This window comes from Agrobacterium sp. ST15.13.015 (assembly GCF_027871645.1).
Taxonomy (GTDB): Bacteria; Pseudomonadota; Alphaproteobacteria; order Rhizobiales; family Rhizobiaceae; genus Agrobacterium; species Agrobacterium leguminum.
Genome location: NZ_JAQAHF010000021.1, coordinates 36,967 through 50,698 on the forward strand (window position 1 = coordinate 36,967; position 13,732 = coordinate 50,698).

The window sequence follows — 13,732 nt, forward strand, 5'->3', positions numbered from 1 at the left end:
TCTTTTCACCACAGGGCCGGGGCAGGGGTCAATGTTCGGATCCGCAGCAGCATTCGCAGCCGGACATATCGTCTTCGGAACCTTCGGCCTGTTCTTCCAGGCGGCCGATATCGAGGCGCCAGACTTCCGGGCCCTGTTCGAGATATTCCCAGCCGAACTGGCCGGGAAAATTGGTGGCCAGCTGGTAAAGCAGCGGACGGGGGTCGTGATCGCTGGTGATCTGCAGCGATTGCCCCTCGGTCAACGCGCCGAGCGCACCGAAAATGCGCGGATGACGTTCGCGATGCGGAATGATGCGCACATCGATATTGGTTGCGGTTTGGGCTTCGGACATAGGCTGGCTCCACGGCCGCGGATGGAATGATGTCCGGCGGTGCGGCCGGCCGGCGGACTGGAAAAACCTATCCGCCAGGCGGTCTGGAGACATTGTCGCCGCGCAAACAAACCTGAGATTCGTCAGGTCCGTCTGCGCGACAATCAGCCGGCAAGGCTGCGATAGATTGCCGGCAGCGCCGATGGCAGCTTGGCGATCCTGTTGACGATGGCATAACCGTTCTGGCCGAACATGGCCGGAATATAGGACTGCGCCTTGCTGTCGACAGTCACGCCGAAGACGCTGACGCCAGAGCGTCGCGCTTCGGAGACCGCGCGGCGGCTGTCCTCGATGGCGAAGCGGCCCTCATAATGATCGACATCGTTCGGCTTGCCATCCGTCAGCAGCAGAAGCAGCTTGCGGCGCTCCGGCCTCTCATGCAGCTTGGCGCTGGCGTGGCGGATGGCGGGGCCGATGCGGGTGTAGAAACCGGGTTTCAGCGCCGCGATGCGCCGCTCGACAGCGTGGCCCATCGGCTCATCGAAATCCTTCACCGTTTCCACCCGAACCCAGGAACGGCGGCGGGAGGTGAAGGTCAGGATGGAGTGACTGTCACCACAGGCGGAAAGCCCGTGCGCAAGCACCAGCAGGGCTTCCTTTTCCACATCGAGAACCCGGCGATTGTCGAACCAGGCATCGGTCGAAAGCGATACGTCAACGAGGATCGTTACGGCGAGATCATGCGCCTGCGGGCGACTAGCCATATGGATGCGGTCGCTGCCCTGTCCTCCGGCGGCGATATCGCTTCTGGCGCGCACCACGGCGTCAAGATCGAGATCGTTGCCGTCAAGCTGGGCGCGCAGCATCTCGTGGCGTGGCCGCAGCACCTCGAATTGCCGCCTGACCCGGCGGATGAGGCTTTTGGTGTCCGGGTCGGGTTCCGGTGCCGTTTCGGCACCCTTCGCCGGGGAGGCGATGACCCGGCAATGATCGGCGAGATAGGTACCGCTGCGATAATCCCATTCGGGATAGGTGAGCTCTGCCGTCAGCGCGGTATGGTTCAGTGCTTCGGGCGGCAGGTCCAGATCGAAGCGGAAGCGGGCGGAAGGCCGCCCTTTCCTTTCTCCCAGCGTCATGTCGTCCAGCTCGTCCGCCGCACTGCCGTCGGCATCGTCGCTGTCGTCCCCGGGACGGTCGACATTGACCATCTCCGCCATGGCTAGGATTTTTTCGAAACGGTTGAGGATGAAGGGGCTGCGTTCGGTCTGGCGGTTCTCTGTCTTTTCGCGCACGGCGATATGGCGGGCCGCTTCCGCGCCCTGCGGTGCTGCATTGGAGGCCGGCTGGTCCTCGCCCTGCCGGGCCTCGGATGTTTCTCGCAGCAGTGTATCCGGCCACAGCGGCACCGGCAGCATCGGCAGGTAGCGCGGCGGCGCCTTGGCCGAGAAACCGACGGGCGGCGGATAGCCTTCGATCCCTGCCGCATCGGCCAGCATGGAAAGCACCCGCTGTTCCACCTGCTGTTCCGCCTGTGGCAGCGGCCGCTTCTGCCGCACCGCGAGCATGGCGGCGCAAAGCCGGCGATAGCGGGTCTTCATGCCGGGAAAAGTACGGGTTACGGTCTCGGCCAGTTCCGCGGCGCGGTTGAGCCGGGCAAGATCGTTGCGCAACGGGTCGGCAGCCATGACTGGTTCAAGCGGCATCAACGCCATGGCGGCGGCGAGCCAGAGATAAAGATCGCGATTGAGGCGGCGGTCGGGAAACAGATCGAGCACCGGGGGCAGCATCAGCGTGGCATGATCGCGGCCGGGCTGGGCAAGCTTTTCTTCGCCGAGACCCATGCGCTGGCGAAGCCTCAGCCGGTGTCTGGAGGTGCGGGCGCGCGCCGGGGCGATCTGCACCGCGTGTTCACCGCCAAAACCGCGGAAACATATGGCCAGCACGGTCTGCATGTCTTCCAGCCTGACGGCGTGATCGGGAAAGCGCAGCCATGTGCCGGTTTCGCCGATCAGCCTGTGCCAGGCGCGGCCGACGGTTTCTTCCAGTTCCAGAAAATCCAGCATGGTTTATCCTCATGGCATCGAGCCGGAATGCGCGGGTAATACCGCGCATTCAGATATGGATATAAATGTGCCTTATCGGATGACCGCATCCGCGACTTCATGCAGCGCGGCCTTCACATCCGGCTCGTCGGTCAGCGGCTCGATCATCGCCGCGCGCACGGCCTGACGGGCGGGAAGGCCGGTATCGATGAGGCTGGCGCAATAGACGAGCAGGCGGGTGGAGACGCCTTCCTCAAGGTCATGGCCCTTCAGGCCGCGCAGCCGGTGGGCGAGATCGACAAGCGGCTCGACATCGCGCGCATCCAGCCCGCTTTCATGCGAAACGACGGCAATCTCCTGCTCCTTGGGCAGAAAATCGAATTCAATGGCGACGAAACGCTGGCGGGTGCTGGGTTTCAGGCTTTTCAGCAGGTTCTGATAGCCGGGGTTATAGGACACGACGAGCATGAAGCCGGAGGGTGCTTCAAGCACCTCACCGGTGCGCTCCAGTGGCAGGATACGGCGGTCGTCGGTGAGCGGATGCAGCACAACGGCCACATCCTTGCGCGCCTCGACGATCTCATCGAGGTAACATATGCCGCCCTGGCGCACCGACCTCGTCAGCGGGCCGTCCATCCACACGGTTTCACCGCCTTTCAGCAGGTAACGGCCGGTCAGATCAGCGGCGGCAAGATCGTCGTGGCATGAAACGGTGGAAAGCGGCAGGCCGAGTTTCGCTGCCATATGGCTGACGAAACGGGTCTTGCCGCAACCGGTCGGGCCTTTCAGCAGCAGCGGCAATTGCCGCACCCAGGCGCTTTCGAACAGTGTGCATTCATTGCCGAGCGGTGTGTAGAACGGCGCGTCCGGCAAAGGGTGCGGCGCGGGGCGGAAAATCGTATTCATGGTCATCTCCATGGTTGATGGTAAGGACTGGCTCTCCGGGGGAAAAGGAGAGCCGGTCCGTTTCTCATTCGGCGGGCTGCACGAGGCGGGCGACGTCGCCCTGTTTCTGCTTGCCCGGCACCAGAACTGCCCAGATGAACATGATTGCCGAAATGAGAACCGCGAAACCGGAGCCGAGGCGGATCCAGTAGAAGATCGCCAGCTGGTCCTGCACATCCATAAAGCTTTCGCCCATGACGCGCTGAAGCTGGATCTGCACCACGCCGGCGAATGTTAGCGCGAAGGTCATGACCGACATGGCCGTGCACATGACCCAGAAGCTCGTCATCGAAAGCCACTGATTATACGGCGCGCGTTTCTTCATTTCCGGCACGGCATAGGCCATCATGGCAAGGTTCAGCATCACATAGGCGCCGAAGAAGGCGAGGTGGCCGTGGGCGGCGGTGAGCTGCGTGCCATGGCTGTAATAGTTCACCGAAGACAGCGTGTGCAGGAAACCCCAGACGCCGGCGCCGAAGAAGGCCATGACCGAGCAGCCGATCGACCACAGAAGCGCTGCGCGGTTCTCATGCTTGCGGCCGGCCTTCCAGGTCATGACGAAGGTGAAGATGACCATGGTGAAGAAGGGGGCCACTTCCAGCGTCGAGAACAGCGAACCGATCCACTGCCAGTAACCCGGTGCGCCGATCCAGTAATAATGGTGGCCGGTGCCGAGAATGCCCGAGAAGAGGGCAAGGCCGACGATGACATAGAGCCATTTTTCCACCACTTCGCGGTCGATGCCGTTGAGCTTGATCATCAGGAAGGCGAGGATCGAGGCCATGATCAGTTCCCACACGCCTTCCACCCACAGATGGATGACGTACCACCAGTACATCTTGTCGAGCGCCAGGTTCATGGGGTTGTAGAAGGCGAAGAGGAAGAAGATCGCCAGACCCCAGAGGCCGAAGAGCAGGATGTTGATAACGGTGGTCTTGCGGCCCTTCAGCGCCGTCATGGTGATGTTGAACAGGAACATCAGTACGACAAGCACGATGCCGACCTTGATCGCAAAGGGCTGTTCGAGGAATTCGCGGCCTTCGTGGATGCGGAACATATATCCGACCACGGCAACCGCGGCGGCCACCAGGAAGATCCAGAACTGCGCGATGGCGAGTTTGGGGCTGTAAAGCTCGGTTTCCGTTTCTTCCGGCAGAAGATAGAAGGTCGAGCCCATGAAACCCATCAACAGCCACACGACAAGTGCATTGGTATGGATCATGCGCACGATGTTGAAGGGCAGAAGCTCGGAAAGCGTATTGGGCAGCACGTAGATCGTGGCGGCGACGACGCCGAACAGGATCTGCGCCACGAACAGCCCGATTGCGCCGTAAAAATACAGCATGGCGACTTTTTGCGTCTGGTATTTCATCTCGTCATCTCCTTGCCGTCAGCCTCAACCCGCATCGTTCGGCGGCCAGTTCTGCGTCTTGATCCGGCTCGTCCATTCGAGGAAGTCGACGAGATCATCGAGTTCCTGTTCGGTGAGATTGAACTGCGGCATCTGGCGGCGGCCCTCGATGCCGGTGGGCTGGGCGGCCATCCAGGCCTTGATGGAATCGCGCGCCGCTTCCTTGTCTTCCACGCCGCCATAGCGCTTCCAGACATTGCCGAGTTCGGGCGCGAAATAGGCGCCTTCGCCGAGCAGCGTGTGACAGTTGATGCAGGAGTTTTTCTCCCACACATGTTTGCCGCGCGCGACGCTTTCGGTCAGCGTGCTTTCATCCGTCGAGGTGGTGCGCATGTAATAATGGCTATGGGCGGTCAGCCCGACGAATATGGCGAAGAAGAAGATGGAGCCGCCGTAAAAGACGTTTCGCGCTCCTGTTTTGGTCAGGCGTTCTGCCATGCCAATGGTCCTTTCCATCCGGAAGACCGCTTATGCGGACTGGCTTGATCGAACCCTCGCGCCGGAATTTGCCGGCAGGCTTAGGGTCTCGCCCCTTTCTAGCCGCTGGCCGCCGGCGTTCTTTGCCTTTTGGCAAACAAGTGGAGAGGTGGTGTGGTCCGCCTTTTCAGAGCGACAAAATGCCCTGCAGGAACGCCCGCAACAGGGCCGCGGCGGCAAAGATGGCCGGCCATGCCAGAAGTGCTGTGCGCAGCAGGCCTCGCTCTTCGCCAAAACCCAGAAAATCGTCGATGACGCGTCTGGATTTCAGGAGCGCGAAAAGCAGCATCAGGCAGGCGGCGGCGACCGGCGGCAGAAGCGCCGCTTTCCAAGATGTCACGACGGCCGTACCGGCAAGAACGAGAATGGCGAGTGCTGCAAAACTTCTTGCAAGCTGGCGGGAGGTGCGGTGGATCATGATTGTCAAACCAGATAGACGATGGGAAAAATGACGATCCAGACCAGATCGATCACATGCCACAGCGTCGTCACCAGCGTGACGTTCTCGTTTTTCGGGAAGACTGCGACGAGAAACAGCAGCACGGCCACGAAGACGACATGCAGCAGGTGGAAGCCGGTGAGCAGAAAATAGAGCTCGAAGAAAGCGCCATAGACGGGATCGGAGGCGAAGGCGATTTCGGTGGAATATTCATGGAGTTTTACACCGACGAAAGCGAAGCCCAGCAGGCCGGCAAGCACAAGTGCCCGTCTTTTGCCCGCCAGCGCGGTGTAGCGGCTGGCCGCGACGGCCGCCTGCCAGCCGCTCGCCAGCAAAATCAGCGTATTGAGACCGGCAAGCTGCGGCTGCAGATGTTGGCGCGCGGCGGCGAAGGCCTCGGGATTGAGGGCGAAGGCGATAATGAAGGCGCCGGTCAGCGCGCCGAAAGCGGCAAGTTCGCTCCAGACCAGAATCCACAAAAGCAGGTTTCCGCTTTCCTCTTCCGTATTTATCGCCATGGTCTTGTCCGTAATTGTAAAACAGCAAGCCACGCTTAGGCGTCCTCAAACCCCGCTTCTTTGCGGTCGGTCAAAGAAGGGAGCGTGCAAAGCCCTATTGTCATGACAAAGCGCAACTCTGGAAAATGGAGCTTCCCATGAACGACGCGCAGGTCGGGCTGATTGTCGCAACCCCTATTATCATTGGCTTTGCGGTGCTGTTGTACCGTATGGGTGTGTTGCAGCGCATGGGCGCGGTCTCCGCCGTGCTTGCCTCCGTGGCCATTGCTTCGGTGCTGTTCCTGAACCAGTGAGAAGGCAGTCGCATGCTTGAACTTGTCGCCGCTCTTTCGCTTTTCGTGGCGCTGCATTCCATTCCCGCCGTCCCTGCCGTGCGCGGCCGGCTGATCGCGGCCATCGGCAGGCCCGCCTATTTCGGGAGTTATTCCGTCGTCTCGCTTCTGACGCTGGGCTGGGTATTTTATGCCGCGCTGTCGGTCGAGTATATTCCGCTCTGGGACGTCGCGCCCTGGCAGGCGCATGTCACCTTTCTGGCAGCGCCGATTGGCCTGTTTTTCGTGCTGGCCGGCCTCCTCAGCGTCAATCCGCTTTCCATTTCCGTGCGGCAGGGAGATAGACCGGGGGCAATCGTGCGCATCACGCGGCACCCGGTACTCGTCGGCTTTCTGTTCTGGTCGTTGGGGCATGTCGTGCCGAATGGCGACCTGCGTTCCGTCATCCTGTTCGGCGGCTTTGCACTGTTTTCGCTCGGCGGAATGGCGATGACCGAGAAACGCGCGCGTAAAAGACTGGGTAATGCATGGAACTTGGCGGCTGCCGGAAGCGCTGTGGTTACCTTCGCGGCGATCCTTTCCGGCAAAACCCGCATAGCCGTGGATGGGCCGATGCTGCTTGCGGCGGCGCTGACGGGGTTGACGGTGTGGTGGCTGCTGGCTGGCGGCCATGCCGCGCTCTTTGGCGCGGACCCCATGGCCTATTTTTGATGGCTCACGACGTCTTCACCATATGCGGCTGCCATATCGGCGCCTGCGGCGCGGAAGCGATGCCGAGCTGGTCGATGGCGCGGGCGGCGAGCTGGTCGACAATATCGTTGACGCTTTGCGGCCTGTTATAAAAGGCCGGCACCGGCGGCATGACGATCGCACCTGCCTCCGTCACCGTGCACATGTTGCGCAGATGGATGAGATGCAGCGGCGTCTCGCGCGTCATCAGCACAAGTTTCCGACGTTCTTTCAAATGCACATCGGCGGCGCGGGTAAGGAGATTGTCCGAAAGCCCGGTTGCAATGGACGCAAGTGTGCGCATGGAGCAGGGGGCGACGATCATGCCGGCCGTCGGGAAAGAGCCGCTGGCAATCGCAGCGCCGATATCGTCGACGGCATGATTGACGCTGGCGAGCGAAAACATCCGCCCCATGGCTTGCGCCCCTTCCTCGTGCAACACGGTGCGTCTGGCGGATTGCGACAGGACGAGATGGATTTCGACGCTTTTCATCCCGGCAAGGCGCTCGACGATGCGCAACGCAATGCCGGCACCCGAGGCGCCGGTGACGCCGACCACGACGCGGCACGGGATCATGGCCGTTCTCCAAGGCCGAGATCACGCCACATCAGATCCACCTTTGCGATCACGTCAGGCGTCATGGATAGCACGCGGCCCCATTCGCGCTCCGTTTCCGGCGGCAGCTTGCGGGTGGCGTCCAGCCCCATCTTGCCGCCGAGGCCGGCTTTAGGAGAGGCGAAGTCGAGATAGTCGATTGGCGTATCGTCGATGATCGTCGTATCGCGCGAAGCATCGAAGCGGGTGGAAAGCGCCCAGATGACATCCGCCCAGCTGCGGACATTGATGTCGGGATCGACCAGAATGATGAGCTTCACATAACTGAACTGCGGCAGCATCGACCAAAGGCCCATCATCACCCGCTTTGCCTGTCCCGGGTAACGCTTGTCGATGGATGCGACCATGACGCGGTAGGAACAGGCCTCCGGCGGCATCCACAGATCGACGATTTCCGCAAACTGCTTTTTCACGAGCGGCAGGAAAATCTCGAGCATGGCTTCACCGAGAACCGAAGGCTCATCCGGCGGCCGGCCGGTATAGGTGGAAAGATAGATCGGATCGCGGCGCATGGTGATTGCCGAGAGTGTCATGACCGGGAAGGATTCGACTGAATTATAATAGCCGGTATGGTCGCCATAGGGGCCTTCGAGTGCCGTTTCCGTTGCCGAAACGGTGCCCTCCAGCACGATCTCGGCATTGGCCGGCACCGGCATCGGCACGGTTAAAGCTTTTGCGATGCGGCTTTTCGAGCCGCGCAGCAGGCCGGAGAAGCCAAGCTCGCTGATATGGTCGGGAAGCGGCATCACGGCGGCGAGAATGGTGGCAGGATCGGCCCCAATGGCGACGCTAACGGGCATATCCAGCCCGCGCGCACGCCACAACCGGTGGTGATGCGCGCCGCCGCGATGCGCCAGCCAGCGCATGATCACCCTGTCCGGCCCCAATAGCTGCATGCGGTAGATGCCGACATTGATATCGTCGGGATCGTCAGGCGAACGGGTGATGACAAGCGGCCAGGTGATGAGCGGGGCCGGCTCGCCCGGCCAGCACCATTGCACCGGCAGGCAGGCAAGATCGACCGCATCACCCGTCAGTACCTTTTCCTGCACCGGCGTGCGCGAGACGTTGCGTGGCCGCATGGAAAGTGCGGCTTTCAGCAAAGGCAGCTTACCCCATGCCTCGGCTATGGATTTCGGCGGCCGCGGCTCGCGCAATTCGGCGAGCTTTTGTGCAAGCGCGGGCAGGCCGCCCGTTTCCAGCCCCAGACCCCATTCGATGCGTTGCCGCGTGCCGAACAGATTGGCAAGCAGCGGCATGTCCCGCACCTTGCCTTCATGGTCGACAGGTCGCTCGAACAGCAGTGCCGGCCCGCCATCGGCGAGCACGCGGCGGTGGATTTCAGTGATTTCGTGCACCAGCGATACCGGCTGGCGAATTCGCCGCAGCTGCCCACGTTCTTCCAGCAGCCGGATGAAACCGCGCAGATCGGCGGTGCGGATGGGTCTCGTTTCTGTTTCTTCGTCTCTCATGCCGCCTGTTTGCAGGCGGCAGTGCGGCATGTCCTTGCGCTGCCGCAAATGCCGCTCAGTGCGAACGAAGATAGTCGGCGAGAACCAGGGCGTGGTTGTGTTCGGTATCGTGGGCGGCATAAAGCAGCGTGACGCGGCCCTTCGCCATCAGCTCCTTCATGTGCGCTACGGCATCGGGATTGGCCGAAAGCTCCTCATGATAATGCCGGGTGAATTCCTCAAAGCGGGACGGCATATGGGAGAAGTTCTTGCGCAATTCGTTGCTGGGCGCGATTTCCTTCATCCACAGGGAAAGCTTTGCGTTTTCCTTGCTCATGCCGCGCGGCCAGAGCCGGTCTACCAGAATGCGCGCGCCGTCATCGTCGCTGGCGGGTTCGTAAATCCGTTTGACCCTTAAATCGGACACGGGCGGCCTCCTTCGCTTGGCAAGTGAATGATTTATAGCGGCTTTTGTGAAGGCGCACCCGAAAATTTCCCTGTCTTTGCGTTCGCTCAAACCGCCACCCGTGCGCTGCGGTTAGGTTGCCGCCCGCAACTGAGCCGACAGGACCTTTCATGAGACCTTTTCCCGCCGCCATCGCCCGCCCCATGAATTTTCTGCCCATTGCCGTGGTGCAGCGAGCGACGGCGGCGATGCTGGCGCAGATCATGAAGCGGCATCCGGATATGTTCGTCCGGCTCGGCGAACATCGTGGCAAGCGCTACGCCTTTCTGCCTGTCGATCTCCCCTTCGCCTTCGTGGTCGAGCCGGCAGGTCCCGCCATCACCGTCAGCCGCAAGGCCCACTTGCCGAAGGTGGATGCGGCGGTGGAGGGGCCGCTTTTCATGCTGCTTGCGCTGATGGAGGGGCGGCAGGATGCCGATGCGCTGTTCTTCTCGCGCGATCTCGGCGTCACCGGCGATATGGAGGCGATGCTGGCGCTGCGCAATGCGCTCGATGATAGCGGCATCGATCTGCCGCGCGATCTCGGTGCATTTGCCGGACCTTTCGCGCCAATGGTAACGGGCCTTGCGAACCGCCTGCGCGGCCATGTTCTATCCGAAACACGGGGAGGTGAGGCATGGAACTGATCTGTCCTGCAGGAACGCCCGCCGCCTTTCGCGAGGCCGTGGATGCCGGGGCGGATGCGGTCTATTGCGGGTTTCGGGATGAAACCAATGCCCGCAACTTCCCCGGCCTTAATTTTTCCCGCGAGGAACTCGCTGAGGCCATCGTTTACGCGAAAAAGCGCGGTGTCCAGACCTTCGTGGCGCTCAACACCTTCATGCGCGCCGGGCATGAGGATATCTGGTATCGCGGCGCGGCCGATGCCGTGAAGGCGGGGGCGGACGCGCTTATCCTTGCCGATTTCGGCCTGATGGCGCATGTGGCGGAACATCATCCGCAGCAGCGTATCCACGTCTCCGTGCAGGCCTCCGCCTCCAATGCGGATGCGGTGAATTTCCTCGTCGATGCCTTCGGCGCGAAACGCGTGGTGCTGCCGCGCACCCTGACTATCCCCGACATCGCCCGGCTGGCGCGGCAAATCCGCTGTGAGATCGAAATCTTCGTGTTCGGCGGTCTCTGCGTCATGGCGGAGGGACGCTGCTCGCTCTCGTCTTACGCCACAGGCAAGTCACCCAACATGAACGGCGTCTGCTCGCCGGCAAGCCACGTCCGCTACCGGCAGGACGGGCAGGCGCTGGTGTCGGAACTTGGCGATTACACCATTAACCGTTTTCCGGCCGGCGAGGCGGCGGGTTACCCCACGCTGTGCAAGGGCCGTTTCGAGATTGCCGACGACAGGTCCTATGCCTTCGAGGATCCGGTGTCGCTTGATGTGATGGACCAGATCGATGCCTTGCGCGAGGCGGGCGTCAGCGCACTGAAGATCGAGGGCCGCCAGCGCGGCAAGGCCTATGTGGCGGAAGTGGTTTCCACCCTGCACCGGGCGCTTGCCGCCGGTGCTGAGGAGCGCGGCAGACTGCTTTCCCGCCTGCGGCTCCTGAGCGAAGGCCAGCGCACCACCGTCGGCGCTTATGAGAAACGCTGGAGATGACGGCGATGGCAAAACCCGCAAAAGCCACATTGGCGCTCGGCCCGGTCCTCTATCTCTGGCAGGGGGAGAAATGGCGCGATTTCTATTTCCGCATCGCCGATGAAGCGCCCGTCAGCCATGTCTATCTCGGTGAAACCGTCTGCTCCAAACGGTTTCATTTCACCGAGCCGCATCTGGCAGAGGTGATCGAGCGGCTGGAGAGTGCGGGAAAACAGGTGATCCTGTCGACGCTTTCGCTGGTGACGCTGGAGCGGGAAAGCCGCCACCTGCGAGGCCTGATCGCAGATAGTCCCTATCCGGTCGAGGCGAACGATCTTTCCGCGCTCGGCATGCTGCACGGCACCCCGCATGTCGTCGGGCCGATGGTGAATGTCTATAATGCCGCGACCGCGCGGTTGCTGTCGTCTCACGGCGCGAGCGCCATATGCCTGCCGCCGGAACTGCCGATGACCTCGGTGGAGCGCATCGTGGCGCAGACGCCCGATGTGGATTTCGAAATCTTCGCCTTCGGCCGCCTGCCGCTCGCCATTTCGGCGCGCTGTGCCCACGCCCGCGCCAAGGGCAATATCAAGGATAATTGCCAGTTCGTCTGCGGTGATGATCCGGATGGATTGCCGGTCCGCACGCTTGATCGGCAGTCGTTTTTGGCGCTGAACGGCGTGCAGACGGTGTCGCATACCTGCCAGTCGCTGCTTGGCGAGTTGCAGGATCTGGCGGCCGCCGGCATTGCCCGCTTCCGGCTGTCACCACAGGATTGCGACATGGTGGCGGTGGCGCAGATCCATGACGATGTTCTGGCTGGCAGGCGGGATGCGGCAGATGGTCTTGCACGCCTCGGGCAAATCTATCCGGACGTGCCTTTTTCCAATGGTTTCCACCACGGGCAGGAAGGGGCGGCCTGGGTCGCCCGTGCCCGCAATACGGCGCATGGGGTGAATGCATGACGATGAACAGGCAAGAGCCGCAATCGCTGTCTGTGGCAGCGCCGGGCGGGGCGGATATTGCTGCTGCGATCCATCTGGTGCGCAACGTGGTTTTGCAGAGCGCACTCGATTGCGGCTGCCGCGACAAGGTCCATGAGGCACTGCGCGAGCTCGAGGATTTCGAGCGCCAGCGCAATATCGTCAAGCTTCTGGCCGCCGCCCGCGAGGAGCGTCGCAAGATCGCGCTCCTGACCGAGATGCTCTGCGATTTTGCCGAAGACGACACGGTGGATGAAGGTGTGGTTGAAACCGCAAGCCTGATGTTTCTCGATATCGCCGCCGCCGCTCAGGAGGGCTCGCGGCTCCTGCGGGACGCGCTCTCACTCAAGAAGGGTGAATAATCCCTGTTTTTGGCCCTGTTTGATCCTGCGCAAAGAGCGGGCGCTTGCAAAATGTCATTTCCGGGGTGGTGACGCGCCGGGACCGGAAAACGGTCTGAGCGGGCGTCACGCGCATCAGGGCGCTTCCGGCGCGAAAGGATCAGGACCATGGCCCATCTCACCCGTCGTCAGGCTCTTTCGGCCTTTTCCGGGCTCGCGGTCGCGACACTTGCCGCACCGCATGTTGCGAAGGCGGAAGCGCCGCTCACCTTTTATGGCCCTCCGGCCGCGCCGTCGGCCGTGCTGGCCCATGCGGTAAAGGGCGGGTTCCTGAAGGATGTCGCACCCGGAGCGGTTTTCAAAGCCTGGAAAACGCCGGATGAAATGCGCGCCGCCGTCGCCTCCGGCTCCATGGGGGCGGTGGTGATGCCGAGCTACGGCGTCGCCAATCTCCATAATCGCGGTCTCGGCCTTGGGCTGTTGAACGTGCTGACCACGGGCCTGCTCTATATCGTTTCGAAAGACGAGACGCTGAACTCCCTGCAAAGCCTTTCCGGCAAGACCCTCGCTTTGCCGTTCAAGAACGACATGCCCGATTTTGTGCTGCGCCGCCTTGTTGCCGAAAACGGCCTGAAGCCCGGTGACATCAGGCTGGAATATGCCGCCTCGCCGCCGGAAGCCGTGCAATTGCTGCTGACGGGACGGGTGGATGCCGCCCTGCTGAGCGAGCCGGCCGCGACCGCCGTGCTCATCAAGGCGAAGTCTTTTTTCATGACCGTCCATCGCACCATCGATATCCAGCGGGAATGGGCGAAGGTGGCCGGCAAGGCTGAAATTCCGCAGGCTGGCCTCGCCTTGACATCGCCGGTCCAGCAAAAACTCGGCAGGGCCGGCATCGAGGCTTTGCAGGACGCCATGGAGACGGCGCTCGCCAGCGCCGTAGCCGATCCGAAGGCGGCGGCCGATGCGGCCGCCGATGTCTTGGGTTTCCCGCCGGAAATCATCGCCGCCTCCTTTCCGACAAGTCATCTGTGCGCCCTGAAGGCGAGCGCTGCGCGCGCCGATCTCGAGGCGTTCTACGATGAGCTTGCCAGGACCGACCCGGCAATCATCGGCGGCCGGCGGCCGGATGACGGATTTTATCTGGTGTAGCAGG

General features: G+C 62.0%; 17 protein-coding genes. 7 read left to right on the top strand and 10 right to left on the bottom strand.

Annotated features, from left to right (window positions below; all coding sequences use genetic code 11):
* Positions 1–28: 28 nt before the first annotated feature.
* The 7 genes from PIB16_RS23875 to PIB16_RS23905 form a co-directional block, all read right to left on the bottom strand.
* A complete protein-coding gene (locus PIB16_RS23875) occupies positions 29–334 on the bottom strand; it encodes a DUF2249 domain-containing protein (RefSeq protein WP_035257647.1) in 306 nt (101 codons plus the stop codon).
* Positions 335–477: 143 nt separating this feature from the next.
* Complete coding sequence (locus PIB16_RS23880; RefSeq protein ID WP_271046449.1) at positions 478–2,376, bottom strand: nitric oxide reductase activation protein NorD; 1,899 nt, start codon at positions 2,374–2,376, stop codon at positions 478–480.
* 72 nt (positions 2,377–2,448) lie between these two features.
* Positions 2,449–3,261, bottom strand: coding sequence for a CbbQ/NirQ/NorQ/GpvN family protein (locus tag PIB16_RS23885; protein ID WP_080858202.1), 813 nt, complete (start codon positions 3,259–3,261; stop codon positions 2,449–2,451).
* A gap of 64 nt (positions 3,262–3,325) precedes the next feature.
* Entirely contained in the window at positions 3,326–4,672 is a 1,347-nt protein-coding gene (locus tag PIB16_RS23890; protein ID WP_020811069.1) for a nitric-oxide reductase large subunit, read from the bottom strand.
* Between the two features lie 24 nt (positions 4,673–4,696).
* Positions 4,697–5,149 carry a c-type cytochrome gene (locus PIB16_RS23895; protein WP_003520968.1) on the bottom strand — a complete coding sequence of 151 codons (453 nt, stop codon included), beginning with the start codon at positions 5,147–5,149 and terminating at the stop codon, positions 4,697–4,699.
* Positions 5,150–5,315: 166 nt separating this feature from the next.
* Entirely contained in the window at positions 5,316–5,606 is a 291-nt protein-coding gene (locus PIB16_RS23900; protein WP_104679871.1) for a hypothetical protein, read from the bottom strand.
* 5 nt (positions 5,607–5,611) lie between these two features.
* A complete protein-coding gene (locus PIB16_RS23905) occupies positions 5,612–6,145 on the bottom strand; it encodes a cytochrome c oxidase subunit 3 (protein WP_271046450.1) in 534 nt (177 codons plus the stop codon).
* Between the two features lie 137 nt (positions 6,146–6,282).
* Here PIB16_RS23905 and PIB16_RS23910 point away from each other — a divergent pair, with 137 nt between their 5' ends.
* Positions 6,283–6,438: a hypothetical protein gene (locus PIB16_RS23910; protein WP_003520964.1), complete on the top strand. Its 156-nt coding sequence runs from the start codon at positions 6,283–6,285 to the stop codon at positions 6,436–6,438.
* A gap of 12 nt (positions 6,439–6,450) precedes the next feature.
* Complete coding sequence (locus PIB16_RS23915; protein WP_065655252.1) at positions 6,451–7,128, top strand: NnrU family protein; 678 nt, start codon at positions 6,451–6,453, stop codon at positions 7,126–7,128.
* Between the two features lie 4 nt (positions 7,129–7,132).
* Here the strand turns inward: PIB16_RS23915 and PIB16_RS23920 are convergent, their stop codons facing one another.
* From PIB16_RS23920 to PIB16_RS23930, 3 genes are read right to left on the bottom strand one after another with little or no spacing between them, the layout of a single operon-like run.
* Positions 7,133–7,723 carry a UbiX family flavin prenyltransferase gene (locus PIB16_RS23920; RefSeq protein ID WP_065655253.1) on the bottom strand — a complete coding sequence of 197 codons (591 nt, stop codon included), beginning with the start codon at positions 7,721–7,723 and terminating at the stop codon, positions 7,133–7,135.
* Entirely contained in the window at positions 7,720–9,234 is a 1,515-nt protein-coding gene (locus PIB16_RS23925) for a UbiD family decarboxylase (RefSeq protein WP_065655254.1), read from the bottom strand. Before PIB16_RS23925 ends, PIB16_RS23920 begins: the two co-directional genes overlap by 4 nt.
* 55 nt (positions 9,235–9,289) lie before the next feature.
* Positions 9,290–9,640 (bottom strand): DUF488 domain-containing protein, encoded by a 351-nt coding sequence (locus PIB16_RS23930; RefSeq protein ID WP_003520958.1) that lies wholly within the window; start codon positions 9,638–9,640, stop codon positions 9,290–9,292.
* Between the two features lie 149 nt (positions 9,641–9,789).
* Between PIB16_RS23930 and ubiT the strand changes: the two genes are divergently transcribed.
* The 5 genes from ubiT (at position 9,790) to PIB16_RS23955 (ending at position 13,728) form a co-directional block, all read left to right on the top strand.
* The gene (ubiT, locus tag PIB16_RS23935) at positions 9,790–10,305 is read left to right on the top strand and encodes a ubiquinone anaerobic biosynthesis accessory factor UbiT (protein ID WP_065655255.1); all 516 of its coding nucleotides are present in this window, start codon (positions 9,790–9,792) and stop codon (positions 10,303–10,305) included.
* Positions 10,296–11,273: a ubiquinone anaerobic biosynthesis protein UbiU gene (gene ubiU, locus PIB16_RS23940; RefSeq protein WP_065655256.1), complete on the top strand. Its 978-nt coding sequence runs from the start codon at positions 10,296–10,298 to the stop codon at positions 11,271–11,273. The genes ubiT and ubiU overlap by 10 nt, the downstream gene beginning before the upstream one ends.
* Before the next feature lie 5 nt (positions 11,274–11,278).
* Positions 11,279–12,217 carry a ubiquinone anaerobic biosynthesis protein UbiV gene (ubiV, locus tag PIB16_RS23945; RefSeq protein WP_065655303.1) on the top strand — a complete coding sequence of 313 codons (939 nt, stop codon included), beginning with the start codon at positions 11,279–11,281 and terminating at the stop codon, positions 12,215–12,217.
* Complete coding sequence (locus PIB16_RS23950; protein WP_065655257.1) at positions 12,214–12,597, top strand: hypothetical protein; 384 nt, start codon at positions 12,214–12,216, stop codon at positions 12,595–12,597. Before ubiV ends, PIB16_RS23950 begins: the two co-directional genes overlap by 4 nt.
* Positions 12,598–12,744: 147 nt before the next feature.
* Complete coding sequence (locus PIB16_RS23955) at positions 12,745–13,728, top strand: ABC transporter substrate-binding protein (RefSeq protein ID WP_271046451.1); 984 nt, start codon at positions 12,745–12,747, stop codon at positions 13,726–13,728.
* Positions 13,729–13,732: the final 4 nt, after the last annotated feature.

Coding starts and splice junctions, on each gene's coding strand:
- PIB16_RS23880 (WP_271046449.1), bottom strand. CDS start 2,376: ATGCTGGATTTTCTGGAACTGGAAGAAACCGTCGGCCGCGCCTGGCAC.
- PIB16_RS23895 (WP_003520968.1), bottom strand. CDS start 5,149: ATGGCAGAACGCCTGACCAAAACAGGAGCGCGAAACGTCTTTTACGGC.
- PIB16_RS23885 (WP_080858202.1), bottom strand. CDS start 3,261: ATGAATACGATTTTCCGCCCCGCGCCGCACCCTTTGCCGGACGCGCCG.
- PIB16_RS23890 (WP_020811069.1), bottom strand. CDS start 4,672: ATGAAATACCAGACGCAAAAAGTCGCCATGCTGTATTTTTACGGCGCA.
- PIB16_RS23875 (WP_035257647.1), bottom strand. CDS start 334: ATGTCCGAAGCCCAAACCGCAACCAATATCGATGTGCGCATCATTCCG.
- ubiV (WP_065655303.1), top strand. CDS start 11,279: ATGGCAAAACCCGCAAAAGCCACATTGGCGCTCGGCCCGGTCCTCTAT.
- PIB16_RS23905 (WP_271046450.1), bottom strand. CDS start 6,145: ATGGCGATAAATACGGAAGAGGAAAGCGGAAACCTGCTTTTGTGGATT.
- ubiT (WP_065655255.1), top strand. CDS start 9,790: ATGAGACCTTTTCCCGCCGCCATCGCCCGCCCCATGAATTTTCTGCCC.
- PIB16_RS23925 (WP_065655254.1), bottom strand. CDS start 9,234: ATGAGAGACGAAGAAACAGAAACGAGACCCATCCGCACCGCCGATCTG.
- PIB16_RS23950 (WP_065655257.1), top strand. CDS start 12,214: ATGACGATGAACAGGCAAGAGCCGCAATCGCTGTCTGTGGCAGCGCCG.
- ubiU (WP_065655256.1), top strand. CDS start 10,296: ATGGAACTGATCTGTCCTGCAGGAACGCCCGCCGCCTTTCGCGAGGCC.
- PIB16_RS23910 (WP_003520964.1), top strand. CDS start 6,283: ATGAACGACGCGCAGGTCGGGCTGATTGTCGCAACCCCTATTATCATT.
- PIB16_RS23900 (WP_104679871.1), bottom strand. CDS start 5,606: ATGATCCACCGCACCTCCCGCCAGCTTGCAAGAAGTTTTGCAGCACTC.
- PIB16_RS23955 (WP_271046451.1), top strand. CDS start 12,745: ATGGCCCATCTCACCCGTCGTCAGGCTCTTTCGGCCTTTTCCGGGCTC.
- PIB16_RS23915 (WP_065655252.1), top strand. CDS start 6,451: ATGCTTGAACTTGTCGCCGCTCTTTCGCTTTTCGTGGCGCTGCATTCC.
- PIB16_RS23920 (WP_065655253.1), bottom strand. CDS start 7,723: ATGATCCCGTGCCGCGTCGTGGTCGGCGTCACCGGCGCCTCGGGTGCC.